Below are 23,089 nucleotides of genomic sequence, written 5' to 3'. Positions count from 1 at the left end.
CGGTGACGCAACGGCCAAGGGGCCGATGCGTGCGCTTGTCTTGCATCCCGACATCAAGTCCGACCGCGACCGCCGCGAGCCGGGACCCGCGCTGGAGGAGGCGGTGGCACTGGCCGCCGCCCTGCCGGATCTGGAGGTCGCTGAGGCGCAGGTCGTGCGTCTGCCCAAGGCGCAGCCGGGGCTTTTGTTCGGATCGGGCAAGATCGCCGAGTTGAAGGAGCGGATCACGGAGCTGGAGGTCGGGCTGGTCCTGATCGACGGGCCGGTGACGCCGGTGCAGCAGCGAAACCTCGAAAAGGAATGGGGCGTCAAGCTGTTGGATCGGACGGGCCTGATCCTTGAGATCTTTGCCGACCGCGCCGCGACGCGCGAGGGCGTGTTGCAGGTGGAACTGGCGGCCTTGTCCTATCAGCGGACGCGGCTTGTGCGGGCTTGGACGCACCTTGAACGCCAGCGCGGCGGATTGGGGTTCGTGGGCGGCCCCGGCGAGACGCAGATCGAGGCCGACCGCCGCGCCATCGACGAGGCGGTGACGCGGATCCGGCGGCAATTGGCCAAGGTGGTCAAGACGCGCGAATTGCACCGCAAGGCCCGCAAGAAGGTGCCGTATCCGGTGGTGGCGCTGGTGGGCTATACCAACGCGGGAAAATCCACGTTGTTCAATTACCTGACCGGGGCCGAGGTGATGGCCAAGGACATGCTGTTCGCGACGCTCGATCCGACGATGCGCGCGGTCGCGCTGCCTGATGGGACAGAGGTGATCTTGTCCGACACGGTGGGGTTCATCAGCGATCTGCCGACGCAATTGGTGGCGGCCTTTCGCGCCACGCTGGAAGAGGTGCTGGACGCCGATCTGATCGTGCATGTGCGCGACATCAGCCATGCCGAGACCGAGGAGCAGGCGGGCGATGTGCGCGCGATCCTGCGCGATCTGGGCGTGGCCGAGACCGCGCCGATGATCGAGGTCTGGAACAAGTTGGACCGGCTGCCTCCCGAGGCGGCGGAGGCGCTGCGCGCCATGGCCGAACGGCGCGAGGGGGTTTTCGCGGTTTCGGCGCTGACGGGCGAGGGGCTGCCCGCGATGCTCGCCGCCGTGGGCGAGACGCTGTCGCCGCCCCGCCACCGGACGGAGGTGGTGCTGCCGCATGACGACGGGCGCAGGCGCGCATGGCTGTTCGCCCAAGGCGTGGTCGAGGACGAGGTTGCGGGCGACGGGGAAACGCGGCTGAGCGTGCAGTGGACGGATCGGCAGGCGCAGGCGTTTCGCCGGTTGTGAGGGGCGGAACGGAAAAACCCCGCGCCGGTGGCGCGGGGTTTTCGTTTGTCGTGCCGTTGGGCGTTGCGTCAGAACCGGAAGCCGACGCGCAGGCCGACAGCGAGGATCTCGTTGTCGTTGAAGTTGAGCGGGCCAACGCCGGTAGCTGCGGCAGTGTTGACGATCTGGTCACCGGGGAAGCCGTAGGTGACGCCTGCCGAAACGGTGATGTTGTTGCGGTCATAGCGCCCCGCCAGCGTGATCGTGTCGAAGCCGGTCGTGGGTGAAAGCGCCGTATCGGAGGGCGTAGTGCCCGAAGTGCGGTGCTGGTAGCTGAACGAACCCGACCAGTTTTCCGTGAACCGCCGACCCACACCAAGCTGGTAGGTGGTCGAGTCGCTGGTGAAGTTCACGTAGCGGCCAACCGGCGTCGTCAGGTTGAAGCCATCCCACCACTGGTGCCGGATCGAGCCGAAGAGCAGCGTATCCTCGGCGATGCCGGTCTGGAATTCGAGGTTCAGGCTGTCGGGCAGTTCGATCGAAAAGGCCGAAGGCGTGACTGCGCCTACTGCTGCACCCGTCTGCGGGTTAAAAGACTGCTCGGTTCCGGTGAAATCGAGATCGATGGCCGAATGGTACGTAAGGGCCACGCGCAAGGCAATTTCGGGCATTTCGTAGGCTGCGCCCACGAGATAGCCGAGGCCAGTGTCGCTGGTGGCGTTCAGCTGGTGATACAGGTTTCCGCTGACGTTCGTGTAGATCGAGCCGGACGCTTCCAGCGCGCGGATACCGGCGTGGACGCTGAAGCCGTTGCCGAATTCGTAGCGGCCGATGACCGTCAGCGCGTCGCTGTCCACCGAGGCGTTGCCGCCGAAGAAGGGGACGCCGGTCTGGTAGCCGACATCCGCGCCGAAGGGCGTGTCGTAGATGACGGCGAAGGACAGCGTGTCGTTGACGCGGGCGAGATAGGCCAAGCCCGGCAAGGTGTAGTCGCGCAGCGGGTTGTAGGCGACGCGGGCGTTGGACGTGCCGGCGGTGGGGCGGACTGTGCCGAAGGACAGTTCGGCATATTGCCTCGTCGGGCCGACCTCTTCGAAGAGCACGCGCATGCTCTGGTCGGTGCGGCTGATATCGGCCTGAGCGAGGCCGGTGGTCGCCAGAAGTGCCGCGGTTGCAGCAGTGATGCGGTTCATGGATGTCCTCCCAGACCTGTCCCTTGGTTCTGGGGTCGAGATAAGCGGCCAAAGGTCGGGGCTGGTCAATTCTTCCGCTGCGTCACGCACTTTCGAGAAGGCTTCCACCGGGGGGAATGTGACGATTTCGCTACAGTCCCGACCGGCGCGCTGCGCGCTGGCTGGTCAGGATGTTGAGGTAGTTGGCCGCAAAGATCAGCGCCGCGCCAAGAATCACGCCCCATTCCAGCGGTTCGGCATAAAGCACGACGCCCACGACCGCGATGGCGGGCAGGCGGGCGAAATCCATGGGCATCACGATCGAGGCGGGCGCGATGGACAGCGCGTTGGTCAGGCAGAAATGCGCGGTCAGGCCGCCCAGACCGATCACGAGCAGCCACGGCAGCATCGCGGGCGATGGTATCGCCATGTCGCCGTCCCAAAGGCAGGCGGCAAGGCCGACCACCAGCTGGATCGTGGTCAGCCAGAACAGGATGCAGGTGATCGTCTCGGTCCGCGTGAGGCGCTTGGTGAAGATCGCGGTGGTGGCAAAGAAGATCGCGGCCACGGCGGCGGCGATCATGCCCATGTTGATGGCCTGCGCGCCCGGCTGGACCACCGTGAGGATCCCGACAAAGCCCAAAAGCCCCGCTGCGGCTTTCCACCATGTGAGCCGCTCGCCCAGAAACAGCGCGGCAAGCAGCATGGTCCAGAGCGGCGAGGTGAATTCAAGCGCGAAGACGAGGGCGAGGGGGGCCACGGTGATGGCGTAAAACCACAGGTTCTGGCCGGTGAAATGGGCGAGGTTGCGCAGCCAGTGGACGCGCTGATGGCGCAGCGTCACCTGGTTGAGTGTGCCCGCCACGCTAGCCACCACCAGCACCACGACCAGCCCGATCATCGAGCGGTAGGTCATCATTTCGAAGGTGTCGAGTTCGAAGGAGGCCGCGCGGCCCGCCACGGCCATGGCCGAAAAGGCCACGATCGCGCCCAGCATCCAGACCGCCGCACGGAGCGGCCGGTTCGGGGCGGGCGGAGCGATCGGGGCGGTGGGGTTATCGGTCATGCGGGAACGCATCCTGAAATCTGGGTCGGGGAGCGCCCCGTGGCGAGCATGATATGGCGCGCCGCGCGAGATCGACCAGCGCGCGAAGGATCACAGACCAAGGGCCTTGGCCTCGTCCCAGAGTGCGTCCATCTCGGGCAGGTCGCTGTCCTCGGGGCGTTTTCCGCGGGCTGCAAGTTCGGCCTCGATGAAGGCGAAGCGGCGGGTGAACTTGGTATTCGCGCGGCGCAGCGCGGTTTCGGGGTCCACCTTGAGGTGACGGGCGAGATTGGCCATGACGAACAGGAGATCGCCCATTTCCTCTTCGATCTTGTCCTTAGGGAGGGTGTCGCGCGCCTCGGCCAGTTCGCGGGCCTCCTCGGCGATCTTGTCCACGACATGGCCGATGTCGGGCCAGTCGAAACCGACGCGGGCGGCGCGTTTTTGCAGCTTCTCGGCGCGCATGAGGGCGGGCAGGCCGAGCGCCACGTCGTCGAGCACGCCGCCGCGCGCCTTGGCGGCGCGTTCGGCGGCCTTGACGCTTTCCCAATCGGCGACCTGCTGTTCGGCGGATTTGGCGTTGCTGTCGCTGCCGAAGACATGGGGGTGACGCGCGATCATCTTGTCGGAAATGGCGGTTGCGACGTCGTCGAGATCGAAAAGCCCCGCTTCCTCGGCCATGCGGGCGTGAAAGACCGACTGGAAGAGAAGATCGCCCAATTCGCCCTTGAGTTCCGCCCAATCCTGCCGCTCGATCGCGTCTGAGACCTCGTAGGCTTCCTCGATCGTGTAGGGGGCGATGGTGGCGAAGGTCTGTTCCACGTCCCAGGGGCAGCCCGTGGCCGGATCGCGCAAGGCGGCCATGATGGCGCGCAGGCGGTCGAGCGGGGGCAGGTGGGTCAGGTCATCCATTGCACGGGCCGGGGCTTTGGGTCAGGGATGGAGCGGTTAGACAAAAGCCTGCGCAAGGAGTCCAGCCATGCCGATCCTCAACCGCATCGCGGGGCTGCATCCGCAGATGACCGAATGGCGCCGCCACCTGCATGCCCATCCCGAGATCGGCTTTGCCTGTCACGAGACGGCGGCCTTCGTCGCGGCACGGCTGCGCGAGATCGGGGTGGACGAGATCCACGAGGGGATCGCGCAGACCGGCATCGTCGCCATCATCGAGGGCCGTGGGCCGGGGCCTGTCGTGGGTTTGCGCGCAGACATGGACGCGCTGCCGATGACCGAGGAGACGGGATTGCCCCATGCCTCGACCAATGCCGGGCGGATGCATGCCTGCGGGCATGACGGGCATACCGCGATGCTGCTGGGCGCGGCGAGCTACCTTGCGGAGACGCGGAATTTTCGCGGCAAGGTCGCGCTGATCTTTCAGCCTGCGGAAGAGGATGGGGGCGGAGCGGGCGTCATGGTCGAGGAAGGGATCATGGAGCGCTTCGACATCGCGGAGGTCTATGCGCTGCACAATGTGCCGGGACTGGAACTGGGGCGCATTCTGACCACGCCCGGGCCGATCATGGCGGCGGTGGATGAGTTCACCATCCGGATCGAGGGGCGTGGCGGGCATGGGGCGATGCCGCACGAGACCGCCGACCCGATCCCGGCGGCGGTGTCGATGGTGCAGGCGATCCAGACCATCGTGTCGCGCAACCATCATGCGATGCAGGAACTGGTCGTATCGGTGACGCAGATCCATGCCGGGACAACGGACAACGTGATCCCCGGAAGCGCGATGATCAACGGGACGGTGCGGACCTTCGACCCGGAAGTGCAGGCCATGGTGATGCGCCGGATGGAGGAGATCGTGGCGGGTCAAGCGGCGAGTTTCGGGGTCGAGGCTGCGCTCGATTACGCGGTGGGATATCCTGCCACGGTGAACGATCCCGCGCGCGCGGCTTTCGCCGCCGAAGTGGCGGGCGAGGTGGTGGGCGAGGCGCTGGTCGAGGGGCAGGCCGGGCGCGAGATGGGGGCGGAGGATTTCGCCTATATGCTCGAGGCGCGGCCCGGGGCCTACCTGTTTCTTGGCGCCGGGCCGGGGGCGGGGCTGCATCACCCCAAATTCGAGTTCAACGACGAGGTTCTGCCGATCGGTGCAAGCCTGCTGGCGCGGTTGGCGGAACGGGCGGCACCCGTCGGCGGCTGACGCCGCGGGGGCGAATTTTCCTGCGACAATGAGGGGGCTCTGCCCCCGTCGCCTTTGGCGACTCCCCCGGAGTTTTTCGGCCAAGATGAAGGGGGGCTGGGTTTTAGGGGGTGTCGGGCGGGGCGCCTTGGGTGCTCAGTGATCCTCGGGGCGCAGGTAGCGGCGCATGCCGTACAGGAGCGGGCTGCCGTCGGGGGTGGTGCGCACGGCCTGAACCGCGCCGATGCAGATGTGATGCGTGCCCACGCGCTCGGCCGAGACGAGGCGGCAATCGAAGCTGACCAGCGCCTCGGACAGGCAGGGCGCGCCGGTGACGAGCGTTTCGATCAGGACCGCGTTGAACTTGTCCCCGCCGGGGGCCGGGCGGCGCGAGGAGAAGACATCGGAAATGTCGGTTTGGCCGGTGCGCAGTACGTTGATCGCGAAACAGCCGTTTTCGAGCACCATGGGCAGCGCCGAGGAGGTCGCGTTGAGGCAGGTGAGCATGGTGGGCGCGGGGCCATCGGCCGAGATCGAGGTCATGGCCGAGACGGTGACGCCCGCGCGGCCCGCAGGCCCATCGGTGGTGACGACCGAGACGGAGGCGGCAGCCCGGCTCATCCCGTCGAGAAAGGCCGCGCGCAGCGCCTCGGCATCGGTTTTCGCATCGATCATCGCCTGTCTCCTGCTGCCGCGCTTTTCGCGCGGGTTCTGCTGCTGCGCGGCTTTTGGCGGTCTGCGCAGGCGTTCCTGCCTGAAGCGCCAGCTAGGGGCAAGGCCGGGAAAGTCACGGCGGGGATTGCGTTTCTTTTCACGACGCGGCAGGCCCATGTGCAGGAGTGCTGCCGGACGGAGGATGAGCCATGGCGCTGGAAGACGCGAAATCCGAGGTGGACGGGGCCTTTGGCCGGGCGGATTTGAAGGGATTGGCCTTCGAGAATGCCTTTGCCGGGGCGACCAGTTTCCTGAGGCGGCGCTACACCAAGGATCTGGCCGGAGTCGATCTGGCGGTCACGGGCATTCCCTTTGACCAGGCGGTGACGAACCGGCCGGGCGCGCGGCTGGGGCCGCGGGCGATCCGGGAGGCGTCGAGCCTGCAACCTTTCGATCCGCCCTATGGCTGGGACGGGTTTTCGCCGCTGGAGCGCTTTGCCATCGCCGATTACGGCGACATGGCCTTTGACTATGCCCATACCGGCGATGTGCCTGCGCGGATCGAGGCGCATGTGGCAGGGATTTTGAGCGCGGGGGCGGGATGTATCGTCTTGGGCGGCGATCATTCGGTGACGCTGCCGCTCTTGCGGGCGCATGCGCAAAAACACGGGCCCTTGGCGCTGATTCAGGTGGATGCGCATACCGATACCTGGCGCGATGACGATCCGGCGCGGATCGATCACGGGACGTTTTGCTACACGGCGGTGCAGGAGGGGCTGATCGATGTGGCGCGCTCCGCCCATGTGGGCATCCGCACGGTGGTCGAGGACAACCTGGGCATCCATATCCATGACGCGGCCGAGGTGCATGCGCGCGGGGCCGCCGCCGTGGCGGCGGATCTGAAGGCGCGGGTGGGCGCGGCCCCGGTCTATCTGAGTTTCGACATCGACGGGCTGGACCCGGCCTTTGCGCCCGGCACCGGCACGCCGGTCTGGGGCGGGTTGTCGAGCGCGCAGGCGGCGGCGCTGCTCCGGGGGCTGGCGGGGATCAACCTGGTGGGCGGGGATGTGGTCGAGGTCTCGCCGCCCTATGACCATGCCCTGATGACGGCGGTCGCGGGGGCGCATGTGGCGATGGAACTGATCTGTCTTTGGGGCTGGACGCGGCGCTGAGGGTGCTGGACCGACTCGGGCATGGGCACTAGAGCTTGGTCAGGGTTTGCTTTTCGCGTGAGGACTGGCCGGGATGCCGCGACGCCGTGTGACCGATGAGCAGCGCGCGGTGGCGCGCGAGATCTCCTACGCGTCTTCGGCCGCGTCGCGGGGCGGGCGGGCCCTGATCCGGGTGATGGAGAATGCGACGGGGCGGATTTCGCTGATCAAGCGGGCCGAGGGCTATGATGCCGAGGTCGCGCAGGGGCGCGATTTCTGGCAGGTGATCGTCGAGCGCTACGGGCTGGAATTGCGGGTCGTGGGCGGATCGCTGGACCTGATCCCGCGCGAGGGGCCGCTGGTTCTGATCGCCAATCATCCCTACGGCATCCTCGACGGGTTGATGATGGGTCATATCCTGAGCTTTGTGCGCGGCGATTTCCGCATCATGGCGCATCGGATCTTTCGCAAGGCGGAGGATATCAACCGGGTGATCTTGCCGATCTCCTTCGACGACACGAAGGAGGCGCTGGCGCTCAACCTTCAGACCCGCAAGCATGCGCTGGCCTATCTGGCCGATGGCGGCGCGATCGGCATCTTTCCGGGGGGAACGGTGTCGACGGCGGCGCGGCCTTTCGGGCGGCCGATGGATCCGGGCTGGCGCAGTTTCACCGCCAAGATGATCGCCAAATCCGAGGCCACGGTCGTGCCGGTGTTTTTCGATGGCCACAATTCGCGGCTCTTCCAGTTGATGAGCCACCTGCACACCACGTTGCGGATGGGTCTGTTGATCAAGGAATTCAGGGCACGGGTGAACAGCCCGGTGGAGGTGGTGATCGGCCAGCCGATCCCGCGCGCGGCGCTGGAGGCGCATGCCAAGGACCCCAAGGCCATGATGGAGTTCCTGCGCGAAACCACCTATGCGTTGAGCCCGAAACCCGTGGACGGGCGGCAGCGCGGTTTCGAATTCGAGGAACGCCACCGCGATCCCGAGGCCCGGCAGGGCCGGGTTCTGGGTGGATTGAAGGACAGATACTGATGGCAGTGGGCATTTTCGACAGCGGCCTTGGCGGGCTGACGGTGCTGGATGCGGTGGTGCGGCGGTTGCCCGAGGTGCCGCTTGTCTATTTCGGGGACAATGCCCATGCGCCTTACGGCGTGCGCGACGCCGAGGATATCTACGACCTGACGACGCGGGGCGTGCAGATCCTGTTCGACGAGGGCTGTGACCTCGTGATCCTCGCGTGCAACACGGCCTCGGCCGCGGCGCTCAGGCGGATGCAGGAAGGCTGGGTTCCCGAGGGCAAGCGGGTGCTGGGCGTCTTCGTGCCGCTGATCGAGGCCCTGACCGAGCGCAAATGGGGCGACAATTCCCCGCCGCGCCCGGTGGCGGTGCAGACCGTGGCCCTGTTCGCCACGCCCGCGACGGTCTCGAGCCGCGCCTTTCAGCGCGAATTGGCCTTTCGCGCCATCGGCGTCGATGTGGAGGCGCAGCCCTGCGCCGGTGTCGTCGATGCGATCGAGATGGGTGACATGATCCTGGCCGATGCCTTGGTCCGGTCCCATGTGGAGGCCCTGATGCGCCGGATGCCGAAACCGCAGGCCGCGATCCTTGGCTGTACGCATTATCCGCTGGTCGAAGAGGTGTTCCGAGAGGCGCTTGGCCCCGATGTGGCGGTCTATTCGCAACCCAATCTCGTGGCGGAGGCGCTGGCCGATTACCTTGGCCGGCATCCCGACAAGATCGGCGCGGGCGGGCACTCCAAATTCCTGACCTCGGGTGATCCGAAATCGGTGTCGAACAAGGCCACGCAATTCCTGCGCCGCCGGATCGAGTTCGAGGCGGCAACCTGAACCTGTGCGCTGTTTGCGGCTTTGTGATCAGCGGGATGGGTGTTTTGCTGCTGCGATTTGGCACCTGCCCCTCGACAGGGCGGGGTGCTAGGCTCACATATGGGTTTCATTGGTCGGGCAGGGGCCGGAGACCGGGGTGCGCCAGCATCCCCATGCGAGCGAGAGGAGAGCGCCAGCCATGCGCGGCCTGAAGAAACAACGCCGGATCCAGATCATCATGGTGGCCACCGCCGCGCTTGCGCTGTCGGCGGGCCTGATCGGCTATGCGATGCGCGACGGGATCAATTTCTTCCGCCCGCCGTCTGAGGTGGTGGCGAACCCGCCGCCCGCGACCGAGGTGTTCCGGATCGGCGGCATGGTCGAGGAAGGGTCGCTGGTGCGCGACGCGGGCGAGACGATCACCTTTCTGGTGACGGATGGCGGTGCCTCGATCCCCGTGACCTACACAGGCATCCTGCCCGACCTGTTTGGCGAGGGCGAGGGCATGGTGGGCACCGGGCGGCTGGTCGATGGCACCTTTGTGGCGACCGAGATCCTTGCCCGCCACGACGAGACCTACATGCCCGCCGAAGTGACCGAGGCGCTGGAGGCCGGGGGCTACCGCGGCGATTACAGCAGCCGCCCGGATAGCTGATCGGTCATCCGTTCCCTGCCAGAAGCGCGGCGTTGCCGCGCGCAGCCGTGGTGTCGATGCACAGCTGCCGTTCTAGGGTGAGGCGCGGGGCCGGTTCGGCCTCGGTCACCAAGGGCACGATCGCGCCTTTGCGGGACGCCAACGCCTGCGCATAGGGGCGGGCGGTGTCGGCATCCGCCCACAGCACCACGGCATCGAGCGCGTCGAGATCGGCCAGCCATTCCGGCGGCACATGGCCAGCCACGGCCAGCGCCGTGCATCCAGCGGCCTCTGCCGCGCGTTTTTGCGCCGCGGCGGCCTCGATCCCCGGCCCGAGGCATAGGACACGGCCGCGCGGATGCGTGCTCAGGCGGTTCGATTCCCCCGTCGGGCCCGGCAGCGTATGGGCCGACAGCGTCCGGTCTCTTGGATCGGGAAGCGCGGCCAGCGCGCGGGACAGCGTCACGCGGTCTTCTGTTCCATCGGGTGCGGAGCTTGCCAGTCCCGGCACGCTTTGTGTGAAGCGCGGCAAATAGGCCGGGCCGCCCGCCTTGGGGCCGGTGCCTGAAAGCCCCTCGCCGCCGAAAGGCTGGCTGCCCACGACCGCGCCGATCTGGTTGCGGTTGATATAGGTGTTGCCCACCCGGATCGCGGTGGCCACGGCCTGCACCCGGTCGTCGATGCGGCTGTGCATCCCGAAAGTCAGGCCGAAGCCGCGCGCGTTCACGGCGGCGATGACCTGCTCCAGTTGTTCGGCGCGGTAGGTTGCCACATGGAGGACGGGACCGAAAATCTCGCGCTCGAGCGCGGCGATGCCGCCTTGCAGGCGCAAGATGGTGGGGGGCACGAATGTGCCGCCCGTCGGTGCGGTCAATTCGGCCAGAACCCGCCCCTCGGCCCTTGCCCTTTCGATATGGGCGATGATGCCCGCCTTGGCCTTTGCATCGATCACCGGGCCGATATCGGTCGAGAGGGCCCAAGGATCGCCAAGGCGCAATTCTTCCATCGCGCCTTGCAACATCTCGAGAAGCGGCGCGGCTACATCTTCCTGCACATAGAGGATGCGGAGCGCCGAACAGCGTTGGCCCGCCGATTGGAAGGCGGAGGCGACGATGTCGCGCACCGCCTGTTCAGGTAGCGCGGTGCTGTCGACGATCATCGCGTTCAGCCCGCCTGTTTCGGCGATGAGGGGCGCGGCGGGATCGAGATGGGTTGCGATGGTGCGGTTGATTGCCTGCGCCGTTTCGGTGGAGCCCGTGAAACACACGCCCGCGATGCGCGGGTCCGAGGTGAGCGCCGCGCCCACATCCGCGCCCGCGCCCGGCAACAGCTGCAGCGCGTCATGCGGCACGCCCGCCTCGTGCAGGAGCCGCGTGGCCAGATGGGCGATCAGCCCCGTCGCCTCGGCCGGTTTGGCGATCACGCCATTGCCCGCAGCCAAGGCCGCCGCGATCTGGCCCGTGAAGATCGCCAGCGGGAAATTCCACGGGCTGATGCAGGCGAAGATGCCGCGCGCGGGGGCAGTCAGGCCCTGCGCCTCCACGGCGTAATAGCGCAGGAAATCCACCGCTTCGCGCAATTCGCCCACGGCATCGGGCAGGGTCTTGCCCGCTTCGCGCGCCAGAAGCGCGAAAATCTCGCCAAATTGCGCCTCGTAGAGATCGGCGGCGCGGTTGAGGGCCGCCGCGCGTTCGTTGACGGGGGCGGACCACGGCCGCGCGGCGGAAAGCGCCGTTTCGATATCGGCGGGCGCGGCAACGGTCAGATGACCCACCGTCTCGGCCTGTGTCGCGGGATTGGTCACGACCCAGACCGCGCCGCCCGTCACATCGCCCGCAAGGAGCGGCCCGGCCGTCCATGTCGCGGCGGCAAAGGGTGCGCGCGCCGCCTCGATCCGCGACAGCGTGGCGGGATCGGTCAGGTCGAAGCCCATGGAATTGCGGCGATCGGGGGCAAAAAGCTCGGGCGGGGAGATGACCGCCGCAGGCCGCGCGGCATCGAGCGCCGCAAACGGATCGCGGGCGACGGTTTGGGCGGGAACGGATGTGTCCAGCACCTGGTTCACGAAGCTGGAATTCGCCCCGTTTTCCAGCAAGCGCCGCACGAGATAGGCCAAAAGATCGCGATGCTTGCCCACCGGCGCGTAGATCCGGCAGCGCGGGCCGTTGCCCTTGCGCACCAGTTCATGCAGCGCCTCGCCCATGCCGTGCAGGCGCTGGAATTCATAGGCGTCGTGATCGCCGCCCATCTCGAGAATGGCGGCCACGGTATGGGCGTTATGGGTGGCGAATTGCGGAAAGATGCGGTCGGTCAGGCCCAGAAGCTTGCGGGCAAGGCACAGATAGGCGGCATCGGTGGCGGGTTTGCGGGTCCAGACCGGGAAATCCTTCAGTCCCGCGACCTGCGCGCGCTTGATCTCGGTGTCCCAATAGGCGCCCTTGACCAGCCGCAGCATGATGCGCCGGTCATGGTGCGTGGCCAGCGCATGGAGCCAGTCGATCACCGCGCCCGCGCGCTTGCCATAGGCCTGCACGACGATGCCGAACCCGTCCCAGCCTGCCAGAGTGGGATCGGCCAGTGCCGCCGCGATCACGTCAAGCGACAGGTCAAGGCGGTCCGCCTCCTCGGCATCGATGCTGAGCCCGATGTGCAGCGCGCGCGCCTCCTCCGCCAAGGCCACGAGGCGCGGCACAAGCTCGGCCATCACCCGGTCGCGCTGGCCCTGTTCGTAGCGCGGAAACAGCGCCGACAGCTTGACCGAGATGCCGGGATTGCGGCGGACGTCCGGGGTTTTGCAGGCGGGGGCAAGCGCCCGGATCGCGCCGCGATAGGCCTCGAAATAGACATGGGCATCGCGGGCGGTCATCGCGGCCTCGCCCAGCATGTCATAGGAATAGGCATAGCCGCGCGCCTCTTGCCCGGCGGCGCGGGCCATGGCCTCGGTCATGGTTTGGCCCAGCACGAAATGCTGGCCCATTTCGCGCATGGCGCGGGCCACAGCGGCCCGGATCACGGGTTCGCCCAGACGCCGCAGCGCGCCCTTGAGAACACCCGCCATCCCCTCGCCATCTTGCAACACGCGGCCCGTCAGCATCAGCGCCCAGGTGGAGGCATTGACCAGCGGCGAGGCAGAATGCCCCAAATGCGCGCCCCATTCGGACGGCGCGATCTTGTCCTCGATCAGCGCATCCATCGTGGCGGCATCGGGCACACGCAACAGCGCCTCTGCCAAACACATCAGCGCTACGCCTTCCTTGGTCGAAAGGCCATATTCGGCAAGAAACACTTCCATCAGGCCCGGGCTGCGGTCGGCGCGCAATTGTTCGACCAGCGCCGCGCCGCGCCGGTTCGCCCGGTCGCGCAGATCGGCATCGGGGCCATGGGCCGCGATCAACGCGGCCAGGGCGGGGCCTTCGGGGGCAAGGCGGGCGGCGCGGATCGCATCGCGCAACGGGGCAAGGGCGGGGGCGGGACGGTCGAGCGGCATGGCGGCGTTCCTGACGGGGTGATATCCCACATTACCACCTGTATCGCAGGCGGTTTTCCTTGAATTGATCCGATAACAGCCATAACGTCCAAAAAATTCGAAAATAACGGGCGAAAATATGGAAAACCGGATGCAGGACAGCCCCCTGGACGATTTTGACCGCAAGCTTCTGGCCGAGGTGTCGCGCAACGGCCGCCTGCCGGTGACGGAATTGGCCCGCCGGATCGGTCTATCGAAAAGCCCGACACAGGCGCGGCTCAGGCGGCTGGAGGCGCAGGGGTATATCCTCGGCTACCGCGCGCTGCTCGATCCCGCGCGGTTGGAACTGGAACATGTCGCCTTTGTCGAGGTGCGCCTGACCGATACACGCGAACCCGCGCTGACGGCCTTCAACGCGGCGGTGCGAGATGTGCCCGAGATCGAGCAATGCCATCTGATCGCGGGTCAGTTCGACTACCTGATGAAGATCCGTTGCCGCGACATGCGCGCCTATCGCGACATCCTGGCCGAGGTCGTGTCGAACCTGCCCCATGTCGCCTCCACCTCGACACATGTGTCGATGCAGGCGGTCAAGGACGCGGTGCTTTAACCGAAAATCAAGGTCAACGCGGCCCGCCCCTTCATCTTGGCCGAAAAACTCCGGGGGAGGCGCCGAAGGCGACGGGGGCGGAGCCCCCTATCTTCAGCTTCGTCGCCTCTGGCGACGGGGGCAGCGCCCCCATACTTTGTCAAAGCCGCGAAAGATGCGAGGCACATCCCGTCAGGGCGGCGTAGTCATCCTTGACCACGAATACCCCGAATTGCTCCATGAAACCCGAGAACCGCCCCTTGGCCCGCATCGCGCCCACCATGTCGAATTGACCAAGCCACGGCGCGAAGGCGCGGGTGACACCACCCACAAGGTAGATGCCGCCAAAGGGCAGGTGGCTGAGGGCGAGGTCGCCCACGACCGTCCCCATCACCTGCACAAAGGCGCGCCCGGTTTCGGTCGCGCGTGTCTCGCCCTTGTCCAGACGCTCCATGATCGCGGCGGGTTCCACGGTTTCGCCATGCAGGACGCGGTGCAGATAGCTGATGCCGCGCCCCGACAGGGCCTCTTCGACCGAGGCGAAGCCGTGGTCCTTGCGCATCGCCTCGACCAGCACCTGCATCGCGCCGCCACACGAGGGCAGGCTGACATGGCCGGCCTCGGAGGGGGGGACGAAACGGCCCCCTGCCGTGTCGAAGACCGGGCAGGCGTTGAAGCCGGTGCCAAGGCCGATGACGAGTTTCGCTGCCAGATCGGAGGCGGGCGGCTGCGGCACGATCTCTTGCAGGTCGGCAGGGTCGATGTTGCCGATGGCATGGCCTTGCGCCTGCAGGTCGTTCAGAACCGCGACCTTCTCGGCGCTGAGGCGTTGGCCAAGGCTTTCGCGGTCGATGCGCCAATCCAGATTGGTGAGCGTCGCCACGCCGTCATGGACGGGCCCGGCCGCGGCGACGCAGACGCCCGCGATCTGGCGGTCGGTGACGCCCTTTTCCGACAAGTAGCGCCCAAGGACCTCGGACAGGTCGGCATGTTCGGCATTGGCGTAGCGCGTGACGGTGGCGCGGTCGACCATGGGACCGCGCGCCAAGGCGACACGGGTGTTGGTGCCGCCGATATCGGCGACGAGGCTGAAGCCCGTCTCGCCCGTCAGATCCGTCATCTTGTTCCGTTCCCAGTCGCGCCACAAGCGCGCAAAAGCCTATCCGCGCCACCAGCGCGCGAGCGCGTGATAGGACGCTTTGGGCGTCCTTGCCAAGCTGTCGAAGTCGACATGGACAAGCCCGAACCGCTTTTCATAGCCGAGCGACCATTCATAATTGTCCATCAGCGACCAGACGTAATAGCCCGCAACCGGCGCACCTGCGTCGATGGCGGCCTGAACCGCGCGCAGATGCGCATCGAGATAGGCGATGCGCGCCGCGTCGGGCTGATCGGCCGCATCGGGATTGGCCATGCCGTTTTCGGTCACATGGATCGGCAGGTCGCCGGAATATTCGGCCGCGTTACGGATCAGGAAATCGCGCAATCCATCGGGATAGATCTCCCATCCCATCTGGGTCAGCGGCAGGCGCGTCGGGGCCTCGGCGTAATTGGGCCAGGGGCCATCGGCGTGGCGGATAAGCTTTCTTGTATAATAATTCACGCCCAGCCAGTCGATCGGCGCGCGGATCGTGTCGAAATCTTCCTGCCAGCCCTTGGGCAGATGCGGCTCCAACCCCTCCAGCACCTCGACGGGATAGGCACGCTTGAACAAACCACCGGCAAAGAAGCGATTGTAGATCGCGTCGTAGCGGGTGGCGGCGGCAATATCCTCGGGTGCGTCGCTGGCTGGGGTGGCCCATTCGAAATTGCACACCGCGCCAAGGTTGGACATGCCCAAGGCCCGCATCACTTCGATGGCGCGGCCATGGCTGACCAGAACATGATGCATCGCGCGTGCGGTGGCGCGGATGTCGCGCAGGCCCGGCGCATGGACGCCGTCGAAATGAGACAGCCAGCCCACGCACCACGGCTCGTTGATCGGGGCCGCGGACCAGACACGGTCGCCGATGCGGGACATCATCGTATGGGTGTAATCGGCGAACCAATCGGGCATGTCGGCATTGCGCCATCCGCCCTTGTCGGCAAGGGGCTGAGGCAATTCCCAATGATAGAGCGTCGCGGCCGGCTTGATCCCGCGCGCAAGCATCCCGTCGACAAGCCGGTCGTAGAAATCGAGACCTTCGGCATTGGCCTGTCCGGTCCCTTCGGGCAGCACCCGCGCCCAACTGGTCGAGAAGCGGTAGACATCGGCCCCGAGGTCGCGGATCAGGTCGAGGTCTTCCTCCCAGCGGTGATAATGGTCGCAGGCGCGCGCGCCATGTTCGGCGCGCACCACGTTGCCGGGCGTGGCGGCGAAACTGTCCCAATGGGTCGGGCCCGCGCCGCCGAAACCATGCCCCTCGATCTGGTAGGACGAGGTGGCGACCCCGAAGAGAAAGCCTTCGGGGAAATCGCTGCGCTGGAATTGCATCTTGGTCCTCTCTCAGCGGGGGCAGGGGCCGGTCGATTGGCCTACGGTCAGGTCGACATCCCACAATTCCTGAAGCGGCGGCCGCTCCGGATTGCGGATCAGGTCGATCAGCATCTCCGCGCAGCGCCGCCCCGCCGCCCGGATCGAGGATCGGGTGGCGGTGAAGGCGGGGCCGCCCACGTCGTTGTTGAGGTAGCTCAATTCGTCGTCGTGGCAGATCACCGACAGGTCGCGGCCCAGCCGCAACCCCCGGTCGGCGGCTGCCCGCCGGATGCCGATGGCGATGATGACGGAGGAGGCGAGGAAGGCGGTGGGCGGCTCCGGCCCGTCCAGCATGGCGCTGGCCGTGAGATAGCCGAAGCTTTCGGTCATTGCGTCATTGGCCAAAAGATGGGGCAGGGGGGCAAGGCCGCGCGCCTCGTGCGCCTCGGTATAGCCCTTGAGACGGCGTTGGGCGAAATCGAAATTCGCCTGCCCGTTCAGGAGCGCGATGCGCGTATGCCCCAGATCGAGCAAGAAATCTGTCGCGCGGCGGAAAGCGCGGATATTGGCGATGTCGAGCCAGCTGTAGCCCTTGGCGTCGCCGGTGCGGCCATGGACTAGAAAGGGCAGGTCCAGTTCCTTGAGGAGCGCGATCCGAGGGTCGTTGTCCTGCGGTGCCTGCACCATCACCCCGTCGACCGAGCCGTTGGCGGCCAATTGACGAAAGGCCTTGTCGGTGTCCCCGTCCGTGACCATCGACAGCAAAAGGTCATAGCCTTCGCGGGCATAGACCTCGCCCGCGCCGATCAGGAAATCGGCAAAGATCGGGTTCACCATCTCGGCGCGCCCGGTCAGGGGGATCACATGGCCGATGGTCATGGCGCGGCCCGTCGCCAGCCTGCGGGCGCGGCTGTTGGGGGCGTAATGTGCGGCCTTTGCGGCGGCCAGAACCCGGGCGCGGGTTTCCTCGCGCACCTCGGGATAGCCGTTCAGCGCGCGGCTGACGGTGGTCTGGCTGAGGTTGAGGGCTGCCGCCAGCTCCTTGAGATTCATGATGAATGATCGGCCAAAGCGGTTTGAATGCCGGTCGAGGCTAGACCTGCCAAAGACGGAATGTCAAAGATTCTCGACAGCTCAAAAATGCTGCACCTGCGAGATAACCCATAAATTCCAAGGTCTCCGGTTTCGCGGATTGACAGACTCGCTTGCATCCGAAACTGTGTGGGCAACCCAAAGCGCTTTAAAATTTGCGACTGGGTATGTGAACAGGCCGGCGTACCCGGCAGATCTGGGAGGAAACCATGAAACGCAGTCTTTACGCCAGCGCGGCCGTGCTGGCGATCACCGCCGCTGGCGCACAGGCGCAAGATCTTGTCTTCGCGCCGGGTGAAGGCGGCTTCAACTGGGCCAGCTACGAGGAATTCGCGGCCGCCCATGACCTGACCGGGCAGACGGTCACCGTGTCCGGCCCGTGGCTGAGTGGCGACCGTGATCTCGTGAACTCGGTCTTCGCCTACTTCACCGCCGCCACCGGTGCGACGGTCGAATATGCAGGCTCCGACAGTTTCGAAGCCGAACTGCGCCGGGCCGCGCAAACGGGCGGCCTGCCCAATATCGCGGTCATTCCGCAGCCGGGCCTTCTGGCCGACCTCGCCCGCCAAGGCAGCATCGCGCCGCTGAGCGACGCGGATGCGGCATGGATCGCCGAGAATTATGCGGCGGGCGAGTCCTGGGTCGATCTGGCCACTGGCGAGAACGCGCAGGCGGGTGGCGAGGCGCTGAACGGCTTTTTCTACAAGGTCGACGTGAAATCGCTGGTCTGGTATTCGCCCGCGGTCTTCGAGGAACTTGGCTTCGAGATCCCCGAGACCATGGAAGACCTGATCGCGTTGAGCGACGCAGCGGTGGCCGAGGGCATCGCGCCTTGGTGCATCGGTGTGGGCTCGGGCGACGCGACCGGCTGGCCCGCGACCGACTGGGTCGAGGATATCATGCTGCGCACCCAACCGCTCGAGGTCTATGACCAGTGGGTGGCCAACGACATTCCCTTCAACGACGAGCGCATCGTAAACGCGATCGAGGTCTTCGGGTCCTTTGCGCGCAACGAGGACTACACCGGCATGTCGCCCGCGCAGGTCGTGGCGACCGACTTCCGCGACAGCCCGGATGGCGTCTTTTCCGTGCCGCCGACCTGCCTTATGCACCGTCAGGCCTCGTTCATTCCCACCTTCTTCCCCGAAGGCGCGGATTTCGACTTCTTCTACTTCCCGCCCTTCGCCGCCGAGGATCTGGGAAGCCCGGTTCTGGGTGCCGGTACCGTCTGGGCCATCACCGAGGACAGCGAGGCGTCTCGCGTGATGATCGAATTCCTCAAGACCCCTATCGCGCACGAGATCTGGATGGCGCAGTCGGGCTTCCTCACGCCGCATACGGGCGTCGATACCAGCCTTTACGGTGACGACACGCTGCGCGGCATGGGCGAGATCCTGCTTGGCGCCACGTCCTTCCGGTTCGATGCTTCCGACCTGATGCCGGCTGAAATCGGCGCGGGCGCCTTCTGGACCGGCATGGTGGAATACCTGCGCACGGGCGATGCCGCGGGTGAGGCCGGACGTATCCAGGAGACCTGGACCGCGATCCGCTGACGGACCTGACACAGACGTGCCGGGCGCCTCGTGCAGGTGCCCGGCACAGCCCTGAAGGCGCAGGGAAGGCGGACCGGACAGTCCCGCGCGCCCCGCAGACATCAGCACGTTCAACTCGGGGAGGTAAGACGCGATGCCGATCATCGTAACAGGCCTGATCACGATCCTGATCGGGGTAGGCGGCATGATCGCCTATTTCTGGCTCTCGAACTACCTGCTCGATAAGGTGCTTTTTCCCGCCAAGGGCGAGAATATCGGCCGCAACGTGCGGCGCGCGACGGCGATCCGGCCGTGGCTTTTCGTCTTTCCGGCAGTCTTTGCCTTGGGTCTCTACCTCGTGGTGCCGGTCTTCTATTCGGCGTGGCTCTCGGTATCGTCCTTCGCTTCGTCCGATCTTGCCGCGCGCGGTCCTCTGGCCAATTACGTGGCCGTTTTGTCGAACCCGGAATTCCGCATCGCGCTTTTGAACAATTTCCTCTGGGTGCTGGTCGTGCCCTCGGCCTCGACATTCATCGGGCTTCTGGCGGCGCAGCTGACCGACCGCCTGTCTTGGGGCAATATCGCGAAATCCCTGGTCTTCATGCCCATGGCGATCAGTTTCGTGGGCGCCTCGCTGATCTGGTCCTTCGTCTACCACCCCGACCCGGAAATCGGCATCCTGAACGCGATCCGCGCGACATTCGGGGCCGAAGGCGGGCGGACCTTCATCGACGGCGATATCGTCGACAGTTTCTGGTTGATGGTGGTGCTGATCTGGATCCAGACGGGCTTTGCCATGGTGATCTTGTCGGCGGCGCTGCGCGGCGTGCCCGAGGATACGATCGAGGCGGCCATCGTGGACGGGGCCAACCCGTTCCAGATCTTTTTCAAGATCAAGGTGCCGCAGATCATGCCCACGATCCTCGTGGTCTGGACCACGATCACGATCCTCGTGCTCAAGGTCTATGACATCGTGGCCGCGATGGGGAACCAGTACCGCAACGTCGAGATCCTGCCGACGCAGATGATGCAGAGCTTCGACAGCGGGAATTACGGCTTCGCCACGGCGATTTCCGTGATCATCATGGTGCTGGTCCTGCCGGTGATGATCTGGAACATCCGCCAGTCGCGCGCCGAGATGCGCTGAGGGGAGGGGGCACAATGGACAATATCGCCGGCCAGAAATCGGGCCTTTCCATCGCCACCCATCTCGCCACGGCGCTTCTTGTGCTGTTGTGGATCATCCCGACGCTGGGCCTTTTGGTGACATCCTTCCGCGATCAGGACGCGATTTCGCAATCGGGCTGGTGGCGCGCGCTGCAAGGGGCACCACAGCCCTATGTCTTGTCGATCCCGGTCGACGGGCAGCGCCAGATCGACGGCGGCACCTGGCTGCTCGAGACCAACATCTTCGAGGTCGCCGCCGCAGACCTTCCTCAATCGGTCGTGGACCGCCGCGCGGTCGATGCCTTCGGCGTCAGCCGGTTGCGCGGGGCCGATACGCCCGCAGGCGAAACGGTGGAAACCCGGCAAGGCGTCGCCGTGACGATCGAGACCGATGGCAGCCTGCGTGCCACTGCGCCCGAGGAATTGTCCGACCTGTCGATCCCCGTGTCGCTGGTCGCCCCGCCGCAGATGACGGTCGAGAATTACGCCGAGGTCCTGACCGACACCACGGCCGAGGAACGCGCGGCGCTGCGCGAAGAGGGCACGACGCTGGACCGCCTCTTGTTCTCGGACGAGGCGTTGTTCGGGCCTTTCGTCAACACCCTGACCGTCGCCATTCCCGCCACTGTCATTCCCATCGTGATCGCGGCCTTTGCGGCCTATGCGCTGGCGTGGATGGATTTCCCCGGGCGCGGGTTCCTGATCGCCATGGTGGTGGGCCTTCTGGTCGTGCCGTTGCAACTGGCCTTCGTGCCGATCACCATCATCCACGAATGGTTCGGCATCGGCAAAAGCTTCCTCGGCATCTGGCTTGCCCATACGGGGTTCGGCCTGCCACTCGCGGTCTACCTGCTCAGGAATTACATGGTCGGCCTGCCGCGCGACATCATCGAATGCGCCAAGGTCGACGGGGCCACCGATTTCGAGATCTTCCGCAAGATCGTGCTGCCTTTGTCCTTCCCCGCGCTGGCCAGTTTCGCGATCTTCCAGTTCCTGTGGACGTGGAACGACCTGCTCGTCGCCTCGGTCTTCCTGCCCTCCAACACCGAAAGCACCGTCATGACGCGCTTTGTCGTCACCTCGCTTCTGGGGTCGCGCGGGGGCGAATGGCACATTCTTGCCGCCGCGGCCTTCGTCATGATCGCCGTGCCGCTCGTCGTCTTCTTCACCATGCAACGATACCTGGTCCGCGGCCTCTTGGCCGGATCGGTGAAATAACCCAAGGAAAGATTGCCCTGCCATGAACCTTATGCAGGATCTCAAGCCCGAACATGTTCTTGCTCCCGACCGCGACTGGTGGCGCGGCGCGGTGGTCTACCAGATCTACCCGCGCAGCTATCAAGACAGCAATCATGACGGCGTGGGCGACCTTGCGGGGATCATCCACCGCTTGGGCTACATCGCCGAGCTGGGCGTCGATGCGATCTGGATCAGCCCCTTCTTCCGCTCGCCCATGCTCGATTTCGGCTATGACGTCAGCGATTACCGCGATGTCGATCCGATGTTCGGCAGCCTTGGCGATTTCGACGCGCTGATCTCGCGCGCGCATGAATTGGGCCTGCGGGTGCTGATCGATCTTGTGCTGTCGCATACCTCGAACCAGCATCCGTGGTTCCACGAAAGCCAGACAAGCCGCGACAATCCCAAGGCGGATTGGTACGTCTGGGCCGACGCCAAGCCCGATGGCAGCCCGCCCAACAACTGGCTGTCGATCTTCGGCGGCTCGGCCTGGGAATGGTCGGGCGACCGGATGCAGTATTTCTTGCACAACTTCCTGAAAGAGCAGCCCGACCTGAACCTCCACAATCCCGAGGTTCAAGATGAACTGCTATCGATCGCGCGCTTCTGGCTCGACCGCGGCGTCGACGGGTTCCGGCTCGACACGATCAACTTCTATTTCCACGACCCCGAATTGCGCGACAATCCCGCGCTCGCGCCCGAACGGCGCAACGCGACCATCGCGCCCGAGGTGAACCCCTACAACTGGCAAGAACACCTCTACGACAAGAACCAGCCCGAGAACCTCGAGTTCCTGCGCCGGTTCCGTGCGCTGCTTGATGAATACCCGGCCGCGACGGCGGTGGGCGAAGTGGGCGATGCGCAGCGCGGCATGGAGCTTCAGGCGCAATACACCTCGGGCGGCGACAAGGTGCATATGTGCTATTCCTTCGAATTCCTGTCGGGCATCACGCCCACGCCCGACCGCGTGGTCGAGGTGTTGCAGGACTACGAGGACAAGATCGGGGATGGCTGGGCCTGCTGGGCCTTTTCCAACCATGACGTGGTCCGCCACGCCAGCCGCTGGAACCTCGGCGAAGAGGCGCGCCGGGCCTATGCCGCGCTTTTGCTCAGCTTGCGCGGTTCGGTCTGCCTCTACCAGGGCGAGGAACTGGGCCTGACCGAGGCCTATGTTTCCTACGAGGATTTGCAGGACCCCTACGGCATCCGCTTCTGGCCCAAGTTCAAGGGCCGCGACGGATGCCGCACGCCGATGCCGTGGATTTCCGACAACCAGAACGGCGGCTTCTCGGATCAAAAACCGTGGCTGCCGGTGGCGGTGGAACATCTGCAACGCTCGGTCGGTGCACAGGCAGCGGACGAGGACAGCACGCTGCAATTCTATCGCAAGATGATCGGGTTCCGGCAGGCCTGGGATGCACTGTCCAAAGGGGATTTGAGCGAGCTGAAGGCCGAGGGCAGCGTCGTCAGCTTCCTGCGCAGCCACGGGGAACAGCGCCTTTTCTGCGCCTTCAACCTCGGCGATGCGGCCGCATCCGTCACCCTGCCCGAGGGGGCGTGGCGCCAAGACAAGGGCGGCCCTTTCGCGGCCATCCACGACGCCGGAACGGACAAGGTGACGCTGCCCGCCTGGCAGGGCTATTTCGCGGCGGCCGAAACGGCCTGAGACGGGACACACGA

General features: G+C 65.8%; 19 protein-coding genes. 11 read left to right on the top strand and 8 right to left on the bottom strand.

Going from position 1 to position 23,089, the window contains the following annotated elements; all coding sequences use genetic code 11:
- The first annotated feature begins 25 nt into the window (after positions 1–25).
- Entirely contained in the window at positions 26–1,276 is a 1,251-nt protein-coding gene (gene hflX, locus QQK63_RS11515; RefSeq protein WP_277822888.1) for a GTPase HflX, read from the top strand.
- A 68-nt stretch (positions 1,277–1,344) separates the two neighbouring features.
- On the opposite strand, the gene QQK63_RS11510 is transcribed toward hflX, so the two are convergent.
- The 3 genes from QQK63_RS11510 to mazG all read right to left on the bottom strand — a co-directional run bounded on the left by QQK63_RS11510 (position 1,345) and on the right by mazG (position 4,384).
- Positions 1,345–2,448 (bottom strand): OmpP1/FadL family transporter, encoded by a 1,104-nt coding sequence (locus tag QQK63_RS11510; RefSeq protein ID WP_277822885.1) that lies wholly within the window; start codon positions 2,446–2,448, stop codon positions 1,345–1,347.
- Positions 2,449–2,578: 130 nt separating this feature from the next.
- Complete coding sequence (locus QQK63_RS11505) at positions 2,579–3,493, bottom strand: DMT family transporter (RefSeq protein WP_277822884.1); 915 nt, start codon at positions 3,491–3,493, stop codon at positions 2,579–2,581.
- Between the two features lie 90 nt (positions 3,494–3,583).
- Complete coding sequence (gene mazG / locus QQK63_RS11500) at positions 3,584–4,384, bottom strand: nucleoside triphosphate pyrophosphohydrolase (RefSeq protein WP_277822882.1); 801 nt, start codon at positions 4,382–4,384, stop codon at positions 3,584–3,586.
- 67 nt (positions 4,385–4,451) lie between these two features.
- Here mazG and QQK63_RS11495 point away from each other — a divergent pair, with 67 nt between their 5' ends.
- On the top strand, positions 4,452–5,618 hold the full coding sequence (locus QQK63_RS11495; protein ID WP_277822880.1) for a M20 aminoacylase family protein: 1,167 nt from the start codon (positions 4,452–4,454) through the stop codon (positions 5,616–5,618).
- A gap of 135 nt (positions 5,619–5,753) precedes the next feature.
- On the opposite strand, the gene QQK63_RS11490 is transcribed toward QQK63_RS11495, so the two are convergent.
- A complete protein-coding gene (locus tag QQK63_RS11490; RefSeq protein ID WP_277822878.1) occupies positions 5,754–6,272 on the bottom strand; it encodes a flavin reductase family protein in 519 nt (172 codons plus the stop codon).
- A gap of 188 nt (positions 6,273–6,460) precedes the next feature.
- Here QQK63_RS11490 and speB point away from each other — a divergent pair, with 188 nt between their 5' ends.
- The 4 genes from speB (at position 6,461) to ccmE (ending at position 9,890) form a co-directional block, all read left to right on the top strand.
- Complete coding sequence (gene speB, locus QQK63_RS11485; protein WP_277822876.1) at positions 6,461–7,423, top strand: agmatinase; 963 nt, start codon at positions 6,461–6,463, stop codon at positions 7,421–7,423.
- Positions 7,424–7,496: 73 nt separating this feature from the next.
- Complete coding sequence (locus QQK63_RS11480) at positions 7,497–8,441, top strand: lysophospholipid acyltransferase family protein (protein ID WP_277822874.1); 945 nt, start codon at positions 7,497–7,499, stop codon at positions 8,439–8,441.
- The gene (locus QQK63_RS11475; protein ID WP_277822872.1) at positions 8,441–9,256 is read left to right on the top strand and encodes a glutamate racemase; all 816 of its coding nucleotides are present in this window, start codon (positions 8,441–8,443) and stop codon (positions 9,254–9,256) included. Before QQK63_RS11480 ends, QQK63_RS11475 begins: the two co-directional genes overlap by 1 nt.
- A 178-nt stretch (positions 9,257–9,434) precedes the next feature.
- Complete coding sequence (gene ccmE, locus QQK63_RS11470) at positions 9,435–9,890, top strand: cytochrome c maturation protein CcmE (protein ID WP_277822870.1); 456 nt, start codon at positions 9,435–9,437, stop codon at positions 9,888–9,890.
- Positions 9,891–9,894: 4 nt separating this feature from the next.
- Here ccmE and putA read toward each other — a convergent pair whose 3' ends face one another.
- Positions 9,895–13,356 carry a bifunctional proline dehydrogenase/L-glutamate gamma-semialdehyde dehydrogenase PutA gene (gene putA / locus QQK63_RS11465; protein ID WP_277822868.1) on the bottom strand — a complete coding sequence of 1,154 codons (3,462 nt, stop codon included), beginning with the start codon at positions 13,354–13,356 and terminating at the stop codon, positions 9,895–9,897.
- Between the two features lie 130 nt (positions 13,357–13,486).
- Between putA and QQK63_RS11460 the strand changes: the two genes are divergently transcribed.
- Entirely contained in the window at positions 13,487–13,945 is a 459-nt protein-coding gene (locus QQK63_RS11460; protein WP_277822866.1) for an Lrp/AsnC family transcriptional regulator, read from the top strand.
- A 139-nt stretch (positions 13,946–14,084) separates the two neighbouring features.
- Here QQK63_RS11460 and QQK63_RS11455 read toward each other — a convergent pair whose 3' ends face one another.
- The 3 genes from QQK63_RS11455 to QQK63_RS11445 are packed head-to-tail and all read right to left on the bottom strand — an operon-like array spanning position 14,085 to position 17,432.
- The gene (locus tag QQK63_RS11455) at positions 14,085–15,044 is read right to left on the bottom strand and encodes a glucokinase (RefSeq protein WP_277822864.1); all 960 of its coding nucleotides are present in this window, start codon (positions 15,042–15,044) and stop codon (positions 14,085–14,087) included.
- A gap of 39 nt (positions 15,045–15,083) precedes the next feature.
- The gene (locus QQK63_RS11450; protein WP_277822862.1) at positions 15,084–16,397 is read right to left on the bottom strand and encodes a GH1 family beta-glucosidase; all 1,314 of its coding nucleotides are present in this window, start codon (positions 16,395–16,397) and stop codon (positions 15,084–15,086) included.
- A 12-nt stretch (positions 16,398–16,409) separates the two neighbouring features.
- Entirely contained in the window at positions 16,410–17,432 is a 1,023-nt protein-coding gene (locus tag QQK63_RS11445; RefSeq protein WP_277822860.1) for a substrate-binding domain-containing protein, read from the bottom strand.
- 248 nt (positions 17,433–17,680) lie between these two features.
- On the opposite strand from QQK63_RS11445, the gene QQK63_RS11440 reads away from it, so the two are divergent.
- From QQK63_RS11440 to QQK63_RS11425, 4 genes are all read left to right on the top strand, one after another.
- Complete coding sequence (locus QQK63_RS11440) at positions 17,681–19,024, top strand: ABC transporter substrate-binding protein (RefSeq protein ID WP_277822858.1); 1,344 nt, start codon at positions 17,681–17,683, stop codon at positions 19,022–19,024.
- A 133-nt stretch (positions 19,025–19,157) separates the two neighbouring features.
- On the top strand, positions 19,158–20,150 hold the full coding sequence (locus QQK63_RS11435; protein ID WP_277822856.1) for a carbohydrate ABC transporter permease: 993 nt from the start codon (positions 19,158–19,160) through the stop codon (positions 20,148–20,150).
- A gap of 14 nt (positions 20,151–20,164) precedes the next feature.
- On the top strand, positions 20,165–21,388 hold the full coding sequence (locus QQK63_RS11430; RefSeq protein WP_277822854.1) for a carbohydrate ABC transporter permease: 1,224 nt from the start codon (positions 20,165–20,167) through the stop codon (positions 21,386–21,388).
- Between the two features lie 22 nt (positions 21,389–21,410).
- Positions 21,411–23,075, top strand: a complete 1,665-nt coding sequence (locus QQK63_RS11425) for an alpha-glucosidase (RefSeq protein ID WP_277822852.1) — start codon at positions 21,411–21,413, stop codon at positions 23,073–23,075.
- Positions 23,076–23,089: the final 14 nt, after the last annotated feature.

This window comes from Roseicyclus marinus, from assembly GCF_030163795.1.
Classification (GTDB): Bacteria; Pseudomonadota; Alphaproteobacteria; order Rhodobacterales; family Rhodobacteraceae; genus Roseicyclus; species Roseicyclus marinus.
The sequence above is the reverse complement of the archived record's forward strand: the minus strand, read 5'-3'. Positions and strand labels throughout refer to the sequence as shown.

Excerpts from the sequence above, each read along its gene's own strand:
- hflX (WP_277822888.1), top strand. The coding sequence starts at position 26 with ATGCGTGCGCTTGTCTTGCATCCCGACATCAAGTCCGACCGCGACCGC.
- QQK63_RS11510 (WP_277822885.1), bottom strand. The coding sequence starts at position 2,448 with ATGAACCGCATCACTGCTGCAACCGCGGCACTTCTGGCGACCACCGGC.
- QQK63_RS11505 (WP_277822884.1), bottom strand. The coding sequence starts at position 3,493 with ATGACCGATAACCCCACCGCCCCGATCGCTCCGCCCGCCCCGAACCGG.
- mazG (WP_277822882.1), bottom strand. The coding sequence starts at position 4,384 with ATGGATGACCTGACCCACCTGCCCCCGCTCGACCGCCTGCGCGCCATC.
- QQK63_RS11495 (WP_277822880.1), top strand. The coding sequence starts at position 4,452 with ATGCCGATCCTCAACCGCATCGCGGGGCTGCATCCGCAGATGACCGAA.
- QQK63_RS11490 (WP_277822878.1), bottom strand. The coding sequence starts at position 6,272 with ATGATCGATGCGAAAACCGATGCCGAGGCGCTGCGCGCGGCCTTTCTC.
- speB (WP_277822876.1), top strand. The coding sequence starts at position 6,461 with ATGGCGCTGGAAGACGCGAAATCCGAGGTGGACGGGGCCTTTGGCCGG.
- QQK63_RS11480 (WP_277822874.1), top strand. The coding sequence starts at position 7,497 with ATGCCGCGACGCCGTGTGACCGATGAGCAGCGCGCGGTGGCGCGCGAG.
- QQK63_RS11475 (WP_277822872.1), top strand. The coding sequence starts at position 8,441 with ATGGCAGTGGGCATTTTCGACAGCGGCCTTGGCGGGCTGACGGTGCTG.
- ccmE (WP_277822870.1), top strand. The coding sequence starts at position 9,435 with ATGCGCGGCCTGAAGAAACAACGCCGGATCCAGATCATCATGGTGGCC.
- putA (WP_277822868.1), bottom strand. The coding sequence starts at position 13,356 with ATGCCGCTCGACCGTCCCGCCCCCGCCCTTGCCCCGTTGCGCGATGCG.
- QQK63_RS11460 (WP_277822866.1), top strand. The coding sequence starts at position 13,487 with ATGCAGGACAGCCCCCTGGACGATTTTGACCGCAAGCTTCTGGCCGAG.
- QQK63_RS11455 (WP_277822864.1), bottom strand. The coding sequence starts at position 15,044 with ATGACGGATCTGACGGGCGAGACGGGCTTCAGCCTCGTCGCCGATATC.
- QQK63_RS11450 (WP_277822862.1), bottom strand. The coding sequence starts at position 16,397 with ATGCAATTCCAGCGCAGCGATTTCCCCGAAGGCTTTCTCTTCGGGGTC.
- QQK63_RS11445 (WP_277822860.1), bottom strand. The coding sequence starts at position 17,432 with ATGAATCTCAAGGAGCTGGCGGCAGCCCTCAACCTCAGCCAGACCACC.
- QQK63_RS11440 (WP_277822858.1), top strand. The coding sequence starts at position 17,681 with ATGAAACGCAGTCTTTACGCCAGCGCGGCCGTGCTGGCGATCACCGCC.
- QQK63_RS11435 (WP_277822856.1), top strand. The coding sequence starts at position 19,158 with ATGCCGATCATCGTAACAGGCCTGATCACGATCCTGATCGGGGTAGGC.
- QQK63_RS11430 (WP_277822854.1), top strand. The coding sequence starts at position 20,165 with ATGGACAATATCGCCGGCCAGAAATCGGGCCTTTCCATCGCCACCCAT.
- QQK63_RS11425 (WP_277822852.1), top strand. The coding sequence starts at position 21,411 with ATGAACCTTATGCAGGATCTCAAGCCCGAACATGTTCTTGCTCCCGAC.